We start from the raw sequence: 13341 nt of genomic DNA, 5'->3' as shown, positions 1-13341 counted from the left end.
ATGATTGAGTTTAAGCATGTATCTTTCTCGTATGACTTAAACAGTGAGCAGGAAGATACAAAGGAAACGGATGATTTGCACGGCATCAATTTGACAGTAAATGACGGGGAATGCGTCCTTCTTTGTGGGAAAAGCGGATGTGGAAAATCCACGTTGACACGCCTTGTAAATGGGCTTGCCCCGCATTTTTATCCCGGTAAGCTGACAGGAGAAGTTCTGTTTGACGGAAGAGACATATCGAAAATGCCAATGTATGAAACTGCATCTTTTGTCGGCTCGGTATTTCAGAATCCAAGGACACAGTTCTTTAATGTAGACACAGACAGTGAGATTGCTTTTGGAGTGGAAAATCAAGCGCTACCAAGGGAACAGATTGGAGAGAAAGTTGAGGCTGCCACAAAGGATTTGGAGATTGAAAATCTACGCGGAAGAAATATTTTCTCTCTTTCAGGAGGAGAAAAGCAGAAGATTGCTTTTGCCTCCGTATATGCCATGAACCCTTCTGTCTATCTGTTGGATGAACCATCATCCAATCTGGACATGGAAACAGTAGCTGCGTTAAGGACACATCTAAAAAGGCTTAAGGCTCAGGGAAAGACAGTTCTGATTGTCGAACATCGGCTATACTATCTGATGGGCATCGCTGACCGCATCGTTGTATTTGATGAGGGTCAGATAAAAAAGGTTTACTCTGCCAAAGAATTCCTGACTTTGACAGATGAAGAACGAAACCTTATGGGTCTTCGAACGACTGACTTACGAAAAGAGGTTCCGGAGATAATCTCAGAGGAAGAACCGGAAGCAAGACTTGAACTAAAAGATGTCTCCCTGTTCTACAGGAAAAAATCCGTGGTAGAAAATATTAGTGTAAAAATTTCACGGGGAGAGGTGATAGCGCTTGTTGGGAAAAATGGCACAGGGAAAACAACATTTTCACGGGCTCTTTGCGGATTGCATAGAGAGACAAAAGGAGATTTTTACTGGGATGGCAAAGTCATCTCGAAGAAAAAACGACAGAAGATCTCCTATATGGTCATGCAAGATGTGAATTATGAGCTCTTTGCAGAGAGTGTACAAGCAGAATGTTCCTTCGGGATAAAGAACCCGGATTTAGATGTAGTTGCAGATACGATGGATGTGCTGGAGCTGATACATTTTGCTAAAAGGCATCCCGGCACTCTTTCAGGAGGACAAAAGCAAAGACTGGCTGTCGCTGTGAGTCAGGTCTGTAAAAAAGAACTAATCATCTTTGACGAGCCTACCAGTGGACTGGATTATGAAAGCATGGCAAAGGTAGCTAAAATTGTACGTGGCCTCTCCGAACAGGGGAAAATTATATTTGTTGTTACACATGATTATGAATTTTTTTGCAGGACATGCAGCCGTATGCTTGTTTTTTCTGAAGGTAAAATAAGCATAGATTTAAAATGTCGTGAAGATAATAAGGAGGAGGTTAGGCAGTTGTTTTTTCGTGCCACGGGTGAAAATATTGGAGGTGATTTTTTTGAATAAAGGTCAGGAAAAACCGGTGAAATTACTTCTTAAATGGGCAGGCAATGATAAATGGTACTTGTTAGCCTCTGTCTTGTGTGCATTCTTTAGCGGATTGTTTGTAATCGGAGCATATGTCGGTATTTATCGTCTGATGGACGCAGTACTCTTTGGAACGCTGACAAAGAAAGTATTGACGGACTGTATTATTTTGGTAACAGTCACAACAATTCTTCGCATGATACTGCTTGGCCTGTCAGGTGTACTCTCGCATAAAGGTGCTTATAACACCCTGTTCAAGGTGCGCTGTATGATTATAGAACACCTGGCGAAGGTTCCGCTTGGATACGTCAATGAGCGGAGTACCGGCGAAATCAAAACCGTATTGAATGAGAATATTGAGAAGTTAGAGTTATGTCTTGCACATAACATTCCTGAGCTTGTCAGCTATCTCACCGGCCCTGTCGTAATTTTTGCTTATCTTATGACGGTGAATGCCACATTGGCAATTATTTCTCTGCTTCCTCTTCTTTTGGATATTCCGGTGATGATGGCAGTGTTTAAGAAAATGTCTGATATGTTGCCAGAGGCTAACGTATCGCTTGCAGACTTCAATTCCGTCATGGTCGAATATGTCCGCGGAATGCGTCTGATTAAGGCATACCGGATGGGCAGCAAATCATTTAAAAAATTCAGAGAAGCTATTCTTGACGGCAACAGGGCATGGAACAAGATTTCGAAAAAGACTGCCCCTTTGTATGCTGTATTCATCCTGTTGCTAGAGTCCGGGCTTTTGCTAATTGTTCCCATTGGAGGGAGGCTTTTTATGCAGGGTTCTATCACAGCCGGCGCATTTCTCCTGTTTGCCTATATTGGTTCATTGTATTTGACAGAATTGCTTCCACTTCAGCAGCTTTCAGGCAATTTTGCACAGGCGTTTGGCGGAATCACAAAAGCAAAAGAGATATTGGAACTTCCGACCTTTGAAGGTGGGGATACTTTACCTGAAAACCACGATATTGCGCTAAAAGGCGTGTGCTTTTCCTATGATGGGAAAACAAACGTGCTTGAAAATTGCTACCTATGCATCAGGGATGGTGAAAAGATTGCTGTTGTGGGACCATCCGGAGCTGGTAAAAGCACGATTGCAGCACTTATTGCACGCTTCTATGACGTGGACCGGGGAGAGGTTCTGATTGGAGGGAAAAATGTCAAAAACATCCGATATGAAACTCTCCTTCAGAATATATCTATTGTCTTTCAGAAGACTTTTCTTACTAAAGACTCTGTCTTTGACAATATCTGCATGGGGATGAATGCTTCCCTCACGCAGGTGCGGGAGGCTGCAAGAGAAGCGCAGATTGACGATTTTATTATGTCACTTCCTGATGGATATGATACAAAGGTCGGAAGTTATGGTTCCCGATTTTCGGGAGGAGAAAAGCAGCGGATTGCCATTGCAAGGGCAATATTAAAAAATGCGCCGATTCTTATTTTGGACGAAGCAACGAGTGCCGCTGATCCGGAAAATCAGATGGAGATTGACAAGGCAATCAAGAACCTCTGCAAAGGAAAAACCGCCATCATTATTGCACACCGGCTTAGTGTGGTCAGAATGTGCGACAGGATCCTGGTGGTAGAGAATCATACGATTTCAGATATTGGTACACATGACGAACTGCTTTCACGGAACAGATATTATCAAAAAAGCTGGAAAAGTTATGAATTATCAAGAAATATCACCTATGAGAGGAAGTAAAAGATGACAGACAAAAAACTTTTCCATAAGAACCCTCGGTTTTACAGTGGTATAATATTGACCATTTTGGAAGGAGTACTTTCCGGAAGCAACTATATTGTCATTTACCTGGTGCTTAAAATGCTGTATGAGAGAGTTACTGATATGAAGAGCATCTTCAGTATATCCTGCATCGTTGGAATAATTTTTGTTATACGTCTTGTCATTTACAGTATCGGGTTTACACAGAGCCAGATAGGCGGTGCTGAGGTATCTAAAAATATTCGTCTGGGACTTGGAGATAAGCTAAGGAGGATTCCATTATCCGGCTTTACCAAAAAACGCGAAGGGCAATATATAAATATTATGACGGCAGATGTGAACAGTTATGAGCAGATTCTGACGCACAAGCTTGCTTCACTTATAAAAAACGGGGTTCTGTCCGTTATAGTGATTGCTTTTGTCTGTGTACTATATTTCCCGGCTGCAGTCATTCTTATGGTTTCACTTTTTCTACTAATACCTGAAATGTGGCTGTCGTTTAGAATTGTGAAAAAGTACGGTATGGAGAAGAATTCCGTTACAGCGGAAGCCGTAGGACAAATTGTCGAGTACATTGACGGAATCCAGACCTTACGTTCCTATGGAATGGGTGGTGCTAAAAACAGGAATACAACAGAAACATTGCGAAAATTCAGCACAGTCAGTTATCAATATGAGGCACATGGTATACCTGTTAATTTTGCTTTTAATATTGTAAATTGGCTTACAGTTCCGCTAATTATGTGGATTGGATACATTCCATGGCAATCCGGAAGCATTAGTACAATCACTTTCCTGTTTCTATGTATGCTGCCTATGGTCTTAGCAAAGCTGACCGCTTCGATTTCGGTTGATATGTTCAGTTACAGGAATCTTCTGATATCAAAGACGAACATTCAAAATGTGTTGACAGAAAATGAAGAATCGAAAAGTACAGATGTTTTTTCTCCAAAAGAGTATGACATCTCGTTTCACGATGTGTCGTTCTCATATGTGCAGGGGGAGCCTGTTCTGAATAATATTAGTTTTTCGATACCGGATTGCGGGCTAACAGCAATCGTTGGGGACTCAGGTTCGGGCAAATCAACAATTCTGAATCTGATTGCGAAGTATTATGAACCTAAGCGCGGAGAAATTGACATCGGAGGGCAATCTATCCGTTATGTCAATGCAGAAGATGTGCTGGCTCTAATCTCAATGGTAGATCAGGATACCTTCCTGTTTAATGACACAGTACGGGAAAACATACGCTATGCAAAACCTTCATCTACAGATGAAGAAATAGAGAACGCCTGCAAGAAGGCAAACTGTGATGCTTTTATCCGCAAAATGGAAAAAGGCTATGATACTCACATTGGCGAGAATGGAAATTTGCTTTCAGGTGGTGAACGGCAGCGTCTTTCTATAGCACGTGCTATCTTGAAAGACAGTCCGATTCTGCTTCTTGATGAGGCGACATCCTCTTTGGATATTGAAAATGAATTCGCTGTAAAACAGGCAATTTCAAATCTTCTGCAAGAAAACAAAACCGTTGTGATGATTGCCCACACATTGTCTATTATAAAAAATGCCAATCAGATTCTCGTGGTGGCTGATGGAAAAGTAGTGGAGTCCGGAACCCATGAAAAACTTCTGGCTCTGGGAGGTAAATATACTGCCATGTGGAATGCTGAACAATTTATCGGATAGATTTTCATGGTGAGAGCATATATTGTAAAAACGATAAAAACAATACTATTACCAGATAAGATAATCAAATTATATCAATAAAATCAGACTGAATTTAATCGAATTTAGCCTGATTTTATTATTTGCGCAAAAAAGTTGATGAAACCTATTTTAGATGTTGAAAATGAATATCTATTGAAAAGTAGGGGCGCATTACCCCTAAATTGTCAAGTTTTGCTTGAGAATTATTCTAGAATAAAGTATAATATTGAAAAATAGGTGCACAATATCCCTAAATTATCAATTTGGAGGAATTATGGAAATAAAAAGAGACATATACCTACAGAAATTAATAAACCGTATGCATAACGGGATGATAAAGGTTATTACAGGAATTAGACGTTCTGGGAAATCATATCTTCTGTTTACTATTTTTAGGAATTACCTTAAGTCACAAGGCGTGGCAGATGACAATATTATCGCAATAGAGTTAGATATGTTTGAAAATGAGAAGTATAGGGATCCACACACGTTATTAGAGTATACCAAAAGCCGGATGACAGATGAAGGAGACTACTATATTTTTCTAGATGAAGTACAGCTGCTGCCGTCCTTTGAATCAGTGTTAAATTCATTTCTTCATATGCGTAATGTGGATGTTTATGTGACTGGTAGCAATTCAAAGTTCCTGTCAAAAGATGTTATTACAGAATTTAGAGGACGTGGTGATGAAGTTCATGTTTATCCGGTTAGTTTTAGCGAATACATGGAAGTATTTGGAGGGGATAAATATGAGGGATGGAGCTCTTATGTTAGTTTTGGAGGCTTGCCATTAACTATTACGATGGCTACGGATGAACAAAGAATGGAATATCTTACAAGGCTATTTGAAGAAACATACGTCAAAGATATTATTGAACACAACCATATTGAAAAGATCCAGGAAATGAATGATTTGATAAATGTTCTGGCGTCCGGCATTGGTTCGCTTACTAATGCTTCGAAAATAGAAGCAACATTTAAGAGTATTATCAAGTCGGATATAAGTCTTAATACCATAAGGGCATATATTGAGCATCTAAAGGATGCATTTATAATTAATGAAGTAAACAGATATGATGTAAAAGGTAGAAAATATATTGGGACGCCACTCAAATATTATTTTGAAGATGTGGGTTTGCGGAATGCCAGACTGGGATTTCGACAAGTGGAGGAAACACATTTGATGGAAAATATTATATATAATGAACTTCGTGTGAGAGGATACCAAGTCGATGTAGGTGTAGTTGTAAAGCGTTGCAGGATAGAAAAAGGTGTGCAGGAAAAGAAACAACTGGAAATAGACTTTGTTGCCAACTTGGGAAGTAAGAGGTATTATATTCAGTCAGCTTTTAGTTTGCCTGATGATGAGAAGAGAGCACAAGAAAAAGCTTCTCTTATAAATGTGGGTGATTCATTTAAGAAGATTGTTATAGTAAAGGATGTTGTAAAGCCATTGCATGATGATGATGGAATCCTCACAATGAGCATTTATGATTTTCTGCTGGATGAAAACAGCTTGGAATTATAAAAGAAAGTAATCCACATTGGGAGTTACTAAATCTACTAAAGGAAAATAAATAATGAATGCAAATGAAGAAAATAACAATAAAACCAATACCTCAAACGAAGTCTGTAAGGGCTGTGGCTGGCAGTGTCCGATTAATGCGCTGTCCTGCAATAGAGGACGGAGGTTAAACGGTGTACCTGAGGTCATAGAAAATGCTAAAATAAAAAGCCCTCCAAGAAATCCCAGGACTGAGAGATTTTTACGCAGATTAAACAGAGGTGATAATGAAAAACTTTGATTGTGGATTTACAAGAGAAAATAACCGTTTTAGATATCGTGCAGCAGCGATTATTGTAGAAGATAAGCACGTTTTGTTTGCCGGCAATGAACTTGATGACTATTATTATTCAATAGGTGGTGCAGTTCACATTGGAGAAACTGCCGAGGATGCAGTAAAAAGAGAGGTTTACGAGGAAACGGGTGTTTCGTATGAAATTGATCATCTGGCAGTAATCCATGAGAATTTTTTTAATGAAAATAATGGTACTTCGGCAGGATTAAAATGTCATGAGATTTGTTTGTATTTCTTGATGAAACCAAGAGGTACTATGGAACTTCATAGCAATAGTACAACTAGGGGAGTAAAAGAAAATATGTATTGGCTGCCGATAAAAGACTTGGATAAATATAGGGCATTTCCAAGCTTTATGAAAGATTATCTAAGTAGAGAGCATAATGGGATAGAACATATTGTGAGTGATGAGAGGAAGGGTAATATGATAAGCCGTTTAGATTTTATATTAAAAAAGTCAAAATATTCATCAAGCTATGAATATAATACAGAAGAATTCAAGGTGGAAATTTCTGAGGAATATTTTGATGATAATGTCATTGAGTTTATGAATAAATTTGTAGAACTTTATACTGTTAAGGTAAGAGAAATTGCTAAGGCCTGTATAAGACTGGAATGGTTTAACGACTGGTTTCAAGGTGAAACTGTTGAAAGTATTGTAAGCAAGCTTGGACGACCAATTTTTAGATTTTTGCCCATAAACACAATTATTACTTATGCCCAGCATGAACTAGATGAAGATCATATTATTGATGTTGAAGTAATAGGGATGTATGAAGAGTTTGATGTATCAATTGATGGATAAATTGGACTTGCTGATGAGCTTGGTTCGGGTATGCGTAATACCTATAAATACACAAAACTTTATTCCGGGAAAAATCCGGCTTTTGAAGAAGGAGATATTTTCAAAACAATTATTCCACTAAAAAGGATTGCTACAAAGAAGGTAGGGGGACAAAGTATCAGTGACCAAGTCAGAAATAATGATGTTATGACAAAAATACTTGGTTTCTGTGAAATAGCAAGAACTAAAAAAGAAATTTCAGAGTATATAGGGTACAAAAACTTAACTTATATGACGAGAACTTTCATTAAACCATTGTTAGAGATGGGGAAGCTTGAATACACTATACCGGAAAAGCCGCAAAGCAGATTACAGAAATATGTGGCTAAAAGGAAAAAAATAAGCTGTTTAATTTAATAAATCTACTAAAGGAAAACAAAAGCCATGAATGAAAATGAAGAAAATAACAGTAACCCCAATACTTATAAAGAAGATTTGCTCACGTTATGGAATGGAAAAGACTGGGAGAACAGTAATGCAGGAATATATTTTACCGGTAAATATTTTGAGAAAGAAGTAAATTTCAACTTCACCGGATATAGTGAGAAGGATATGTCTCTACTGTCAGATGATTTTATGCAAAGATTGTTCAGAGAATTGGAGAAGCTAGATGACGAAGCCCATCAGGTTATACAAGATGCCCATCCGAATGAAGATGTTTCGGAATTAAACTTAACGGAGATTATATTTGATAAAAGCGGTTGTTATGGAGAGTTTGCCTTAGGATATGATGTGGGAGAATCTCCGGCAGGCAGACTGTATATACTGGTAAAATTTGATAAGCAGTTACGAGTTGATAAAAAACTTATTTATGAAACCTATTAAATGTTTGAAATAAAACAGGAGGTTGCAATGAACGAATATCTAAAAGAATTTATAAGCCTAAAAGAGAATTACAAACTTCAAGATGGAAACAAATCAAGTGTATTGGCTCTGTATCAATTTGCGGACAGGCTGGCTGTAACAGGTGAAAAAGAGGCAAAAGAGGTATTGGTGGATGTTTACTGGTTATTGGGAATGATGGAGAGTGCATATCTTCTGTTTTCAACCATTGTTAATAAAGAGGATAGGAAACAAATAAAAAAATTAGCTACCTTACAAGAGTTAAGCAAAAGTCATGCTGATAATTTTGCTCTGTCACGTCCTCTGACTGAGAAAGAAGAAGCTGCAAGGAGAGAGCGTCTGAAGGATTTACCGCAGTTTCGCTATTATCCGGATCCGGTAGGTACGGGTGCGTTTGAAGAGGGTGAGGCAAAGACCTGCCCTTGTTGCGGTAAGAAGAGTACTGTCTATTATTCTACTATGCCATATTGCGTTGAAAATGTGGAAAATCTCTGCCCTCTTTGTATATCAAACGGTGAAGCTGCAAAAAAATATGATGCTACCTTTGTTCAGGATGCGGAGTGGAATGGTGAACCTGATAAAGAAAAGGATGAAGAGCTTTTCTGCCGTACACCGGGGTATATAAGCTGGCAGGGCGAATACTGGCTCTCCTGCTGTGACGATTATTGTGCATATTTAGGAACGGTTGGTACTAGAGAACTAAAGGCTATGGATATTGCAGATGAGGTATTTGAGGAGTATGCTGCAAGAAATGAATTTGAAGATGTTAGAGAATATCTTGTAAAAGACGGTTCGCTTTGCGGTTATTTGTTTCGTTGCCTGCATTGTGGAAAATATCATCTTTGGGTGGATGCGGATTAAAATGAAGGGGACAATATGAAAACTTATTATGTATGGATTGGAACGTTTGAAGAGTGTGATTTTGAAGAATACTGGGATAATGAGACTTATGAAAATGAAACGGAACTATGGAAGAAGGGACAGAGAGCTAAACCGGGCGAGGACTTAAAATGTGGATTTTGCAAGGAAATGGGCTTAGAAGAATTTGATAAAAAAGATTTTTGGTTTTCTGTAAGGACTTCTTTATGTAATACGCGAGAGCTGGCAAAAGATTATATTGCAGACTTAGATGAATTTGAGAGAAAATGTAAAGAGAAAGGGATTTTAGAGGGAAATGTAATATGGGGTGTATCGGTGGACGATTTCCCTGATTTAGAACCGGAAGCCTGTGGGAGTATGGCTTATGTAGGGGAGGTGGAATGTTAAAAATAGAGAAAATCCGAGAACCGGAATAATTTTTTGGTTCTTGGATTTTTTTAGTTTAAAATAAATATGCTTAGACAAGATAAAGATGTTAATTAAATAAAAATAAAACATTGTCCCAATATTGACTAAAATGTCCCAAGAAGCTATACTTAAGTAAGAATAGGAGTGATATACCATGAAAAAGAAAAGTGTTATTAATTTAATAAAGTATTATTCAGAAGAAAATGATATAGGTTTTAGAAATGAAGCATATGAAATTGCAAATGAATTTGATAAATCAGGTGACCATCAACTGGCTGAGTACATTATTGCTTTAATGTCTAATGCAAATGTATTTGTGCCGCAAATGAATGAAAGTGATTCTGCTTTATTTGAAAAACTAGAATTATCGGCAGATAGTTTATGGCTTCCGGAACCGGTTATGCAGGATATTCTTGGGATAGTACATGCGACTTCACATAAGGTGGGTATAAATAAATTTTTGTTTCAGGGAGCACCCGGAACAGGAAAAACAGAGGCAGTAAAGCAGCTGGCACGTATATTAAACAGAGATATTTATATGGTTGATTTTACTGCTATCATTGATAGTAAATTGGGGCAGACACAGAAGAATATATCCTCACTATTTAAGGAAATTAATAACTTTACTCATTTGGAGAAGCTTATAATACTGTTTGACGAGATAGACGCAATTGCTCTTGATAGGACTAATGCAAATGACCTAAGGGAAATGGGAAGGGTGACATCGTCTATGCTCAAAGGTCTGGATTATATGGATGAAAGAGTAATTTTGGTTGCAACAACTAATCTATATGAACATTTTGATAAAGCATTAATTAGAAGATTTGATTCTGTAATAGATTTTAACAGATATACAAAGGAGGATTTAGTTTCGATTGCAGAAGAATTTTTTAATAAATTCTTACTGAAATTTAAATTGGCAAATAAGGATATTCGTTTATTTCGTAAAATTATAGGACTTTTAGAACCTATGCCATATCCCGGAGATTTAAAAAACCTTATACGAACAGCCATTGCATTTAGCGATCCTGATGATGGGATGGATTATTTCAGGCGTTTATATTATGCAGTAAATAATAAACAGCCTAATGACTTAAAAGAGTTACAATACCAAAAATTTACAATAAGAGAAATAGAGATTTTATCAAAAATTCCTAAAAGTACAGTAGCAAGAGAACTTAAGGAGAAGGCTGATGAATAGTATATTACAACTTAGAGGGCAGTTTTACCAACGGAAAAATCAGAACAGTTTTGGGCCGGTCAATCTTCCTAAAGGTTCAAAAGTCACATCGGAACACATTAGAAAGATAAGGGGACAGTTAGAGAACTTGGAGAATTATTGGCAAGGCGAAGTAACAATAGGTGGAGCATTAATAAGCGTGTATTATAAGTGTATTGTTGCAAAAAGCAATAGGCTACAGGTTTTACTTGGAGAGAAGAATTCACATCCCAATATGTCAATTAGGGGAGCAAAATTTACAGATGGTCATAGTAGAACAAAGAAACATATTTTTACTTATTTTATTTCCCTTGAAGCATTACAAAAATCTATAAGGCATTTAGAAGACTGCGAAACGGTTTTAATAAAATATTATAACGGAGAAATAACAGATAAAGAAACTGAAATAATAAATAATGGTAAATATAACGATAGTATAATGTCTAAGTCCAAGTTTTTACGAGTAATTGTAGATGCAAACTATGTAGAGGATTTTAAGTTAAACTGTGCGGATGAAAGCATAAAAGACAGATCAATCATAACAATTTATAAAACGGGAATAGATACAGTAGAGCTGCTAAGCAAGTTTGGCATAGAAATGATTAAAGCAAAAATGATTGATGATACTACTCTGAGACTTGATGGCGGAGAAATAGAAATTTTACAGAACAATGCACCATATTTAATTGCTATGCAAGTGAGAGATTTGGGAGAGGTTGTTTGGGATGAAGAAGTAAAAAGTGAAATGTCAAATGGAATAATATCAATTCCAAAGCCTAAGGATGAGCCTGTCGTTGGTGTTATCGATACGCAATTTGATGATAGGGTATATTTTCATGACTGGGTTGTTTCAGAAAATAAGCTTGATCCGAATATAACAGTTACCACAGAAGATCGTTTTCATGGAACAGCAGTAACGTCAATTATTGTAGATGGTCCGAGTTTTAATCCTAAACTGGAGGATGGTTGCGGTAGATTCAGAGTCAGACATTTTGGGGTGGCGACTGCAGGAAAATTTAGTTCATTTACAATATTGAAATTGATTAGGGAAATTGTCGCAAATAACAGAGATATTAAAGTGTGGAATTTTTCTTTAGGTTCTGCATTTGAAATCGATCCTAATTTTATATCTCCGGAAGCGGCAGAATTAGATAAGATTCAGTGTGAATATGATGTTATATTTATTGTTGCCGGAACAAATAAGTCTAAGAAAATATCAGAGGCAGTAAAAATAGGTGCACCGGCAGATTCGCTTAACTCATTGATTGTAAATGCTGTTGATTTTCAGGGGAAACCGGCTTCATATACAAGAGTAGGCCCGGTATTATCTTTCTTTTACAAGCCGGATATATGCTACTATGGTGGGGATAAGAATGAAATGATTACAGCCTGTGGACCTTTAGGGCAGGCTAGTGTATGCGGTACTTCTTTTGCAGCACCATGGATTACAAGAAAAATGGCATATTTAATCCATATTGTAGGATTAAGCAGAGAAGTTGCAAAAGCTTTGATAATAGATTCGGCAGCAGGCTGGAACCGCCAGGATAACAGGTATTTTTCAATGGGCTATGGTATTGTGCCAAAGAATATTGAGGATATTATACATTCAAAAGATGATGAAATAAGATTTATAATGAATGGAACTATAGATGAATATGAAACATATACTTATAATATTCCGGTTCCGCAAAATATGAAAGCACACCCTTTTTTTGCAAAGGCAACCTTGGCATATTTTCCAACCGGTGATAGGAATCAGGGTGTGGATTACACCGGTACGGAAATGGATTTACATTTTGGCAGAATAATGGAAAAAGGTGGAAAAGCCGTAATTAAAGCCATAGATTACAATAAGCAGGCAGATGAAGGGATTCAAAGCATTTATGAAGAAAATGCGAGAAAATTTTATCGTAAATGGGATAATATAAAGCATATCAGTGAGGAAATTAAGGAAAAAGCTAAACCACGCAAAGTTTATGAGGCAGGAATGTGGGGCTTGAGCATTAAGACAAAGGAACGACTTGCTCCTAAGGCAGGCAGAGGATTAAAATTTGGTGTAGTTGTTACACTAAAAGAGATGAATGGTGTAAATCGTATTGATGAGTTTATAAAACTATGTATGATGAAAAACTGGGTAGTTAACAGAATTGATGTACAGAATAGGATTGATGTTTATAGTAAGGCAGAGGAAGAGATTGAGTTTGAGTAGAGGAAGAATTTAAAAATAAAGCTAAGGAATATGATTTGTAAAATATAAATAAAAGGGAACACCAGGTTGAACTTAAGAAATAAGCTTTATGATGTAGCA

Annotated in this window: 12 protein-coding genes; all 12 read left to right on the top strand. The window is 37.3% G+C overall.

Annotated features, from left to right (window positions below; translation table 11 throughout):
- The gene (locus tag GCWU000282_RS10240) at nucleotides 1-1512 is read left to right on the top strand and encodes an ABC transporter ATP-binding protein (protein WP_023355045.1); all 1512 of its coding nucleotides are present in this window, start codon (nucleotides 1-3) and stop codon (nucleotides 1510-1512) included.
- Nucleotides 1505-3250, top strand: coding sequence for an ABC transporter ATP-binding protein (locus tag GCWU000282_RS10235; RefSeq protein WP_035040486.1), 1746 nt, complete (start codon nucleotides 1505-1507; stop codon nucleotides 3248-3250). Before GCWU000282_RS10240 ends, GCWU000282_RS10235 begins: the two co-directional genes overlap by 8 nt.
- A gap of 3 nt (nucleotides 3251-3253) precedes the next feature.
- Complete coding sequence (locus tag GCWU000282_RS10230) at nucleotides 3254-4960, top strand: ABC transporter ATP-binding protein (RefSeq protein ID WP_023355043.1); 1707 nt, start codon at nucleotides 3254-3256, stop codon at nucleotides 4958-4960.
- A 295-nt stretch (nucleotides 4961-5255) separates the two neighbouring features.
- The gene (locus tag GCWU000282_RS10225; protein WP_023355042.1) at nucleotides 5256-6509 is read left to right on the top strand and encodes an ATP-binding protein; all 1254 of its coding nucleotides are present in this window, start codon (nucleotides 5256-5258) and stop codon (nucleotides 6507-6509) included.
- Between the two features lie 52 nt (nucleotides 6510-6561).
- Nucleotides 6562-6786: a hypothetical protein gene (locus tag GCWU000282_RS10220; RefSeq protein WP_023355041.1), complete on the top strand. Its 225-nt coding sequence runs from the start codon at nucleotides 6562-6564 to the stop codon at nucleotides 6784-6786.
- Nucleotides 6773-7645: an NUDIX hydrolase gene (locus GCWU000282_RS17395; protein WP_023355040.1), complete on the top strand. Its 873-nt coding sequence runs from the start codon at nucleotides 6773-6775 to the stop codon at nucleotides 7643-7645. The genes GCWU000282_RS10220 and GCWU000282_RS17395 overlap by 14 nt, the downstream gene beginning before the upstream one ends.
- 30 nt (nucleotides 7646-7675) lie before the next feature.
- On the top strand, nucleotides 7676-8041 hold the full coding sequence (locus GCWU000282_RS17695; RefSeq protein ID WP_023355039.1) for a Fic family protein: 366 nt from the start codon (nucleotides 7676-7678) through the stop codon (nucleotides 8039-8041).
- A gap of 27 nt (nucleotides 8042-8068) precedes the next feature.
- Nucleotides 8069-8509 carry a hypothetical protein gene (locus tag GCWU000282_RS10205; protein WP_023355038.1) on the top strand — a complete coding sequence of 147 codons (441 nt, stop codon included), beginning with the start codon at nucleotides 8069-8071 and terminating at the stop codon, nucleotides 8507-8509.
- Nucleotides 8510-8536: 27 nt separating this feature from the next.
- On the top strand, nucleotides 8537-9388 hold the full coding sequence (locus tag GCWU000282_RS10200) for a CbrC family protein (protein WP_035040242.1): 852 nt from the start codon (nucleotides 8537-8539) through the stop codon (nucleotides 9386-9388).
- Nucleotides 9389-9403: 15 nt separating this feature from the next.
- A complete protein-coding gene (locus tag GCWU000282_RS10195) occupies nucleotides 9404-9793 on the top strand; it encodes an immunity 22 family protein (RefSeq protein ID WP_023355036.1) in 390 nt (129 codons plus the stop codon).
- 175 nt (nucleotides 9794-9968) lie between these two features.
- Nucleotides 9969-11015, top strand: a complete 1047-nt coding sequence (locus tag GCWU000282_RS10190; RefSeq protein WP_023355035.1) for an ATP-binding protein — start codon at nucleotides 9969-9971, stop codon at nucleotides 11013-11015.
- Complete coding sequence (locus tag GCWU000282_RS10185; RefSeq protein WP_023355034.1) at nucleotides 11008-13242, top strand: S8 family peptidase; 2235 nt, start codon at nucleotides 11008-11010, stop codon at nucleotides 13240-13242. The genes GCWU000282_RS10190 and GCWU000282_RS10185 overlap by 8 nt, the downstream gene beginning before the upstream one ends.
- Nucleotides 13243-13341 lie beyond the last annotated feature (99 nt).

The organism is Catonella morbi ATCC 51271 (assembly GCF_000160035.2).
Lineage (GTDB): Bacteria > Bacillota > Clostridia > Lachnospirales > Lachnospiraceae > Catonella > Catonella morbi.
The sequence above is the reverse complement of the archived record's forward strand: the minus strand, read 5'-3'. Positions and strand labels throughout refer to the sequence as shown.

Bases quoted from the DNA above. Each gene is read 5' to 3' on its own strand.
- GCWU000282_RS10205 (WP_023355038.1), top strand. From the start codon at position 8,069: ATGAATGAAAATGAAGAAAATAACAGTAACCCCAATACTTATAAAGAA.
- GCWU000282_RS10240 (WP_023355045.1), top strand. From the start codon at position 1: ATGATTGAGTTTAAGCATGTATCTTTCTCGTATGACTTAAACAGTGAG.
- GCWU000282_RS10195 (WP_023355036.1), top strand. From the start codon at position 9,404: ATGAAAACTTATTATGTATGGATTGGAACGTTTGAAGAGTGTGATTTT.
- GCWU000282_RS10190 (WP_023355035.1), top strand. From the start codon at position 9,969: ATGAAAAAGAAAAGTGTTATTAATTTAATAAAGTATTATTCAGAAGAA.
- GCWU000282_RS10225 (WP_023355042.1), top strand. From the start codon at position 5,256: ATGGAAATAAAAAGAGACATATACCTACAGAAATTAATAAACCGTATG.
- GCWU000282_RS17395 (WP_023355040.1), top strand. From the start codon at position 6,773: ATGAAAAACTTTGATTGTGGATTTACAAGAGAAAATAACCGTTTTAGA.
- GCWU000282_RS10230 (WP_023355043.1), top strand. From the start codon at position 3,254: ATGACAGACAAAAAACTTTTCCATAAGAACCCTCGGTTTTACAGTGGT.
- GCWU000282_RS10185 (WP_023355034.1), top strand. From the start codon at position 11,008: ATGAATAGTATATTACAACTTAGAGGGCAGTTTTACCAACGGAAAAAT.
- GCWU000282_RS10220 (WP_023355041.1), top strand. From the start codon at position 6,562: ATGAATGCAAATGAAGAAAATAACAATAAAACCAATACCTCAAACGAA.
- GCWU000282_RS10200 (WP_035040242.1), top strand. From the start codon at position 8,537: ATGAACGAATATCTAAAAGAATTTATAAGCCTAAAAGAGAATTACAAA.
- GCWU000282_RS17695 (WP_023355039.1), top strand. From the start codon at position 7,676: ATGCGTAATACCTATAAATACACAAAACTTTATTCCGGGAAAAATCCG.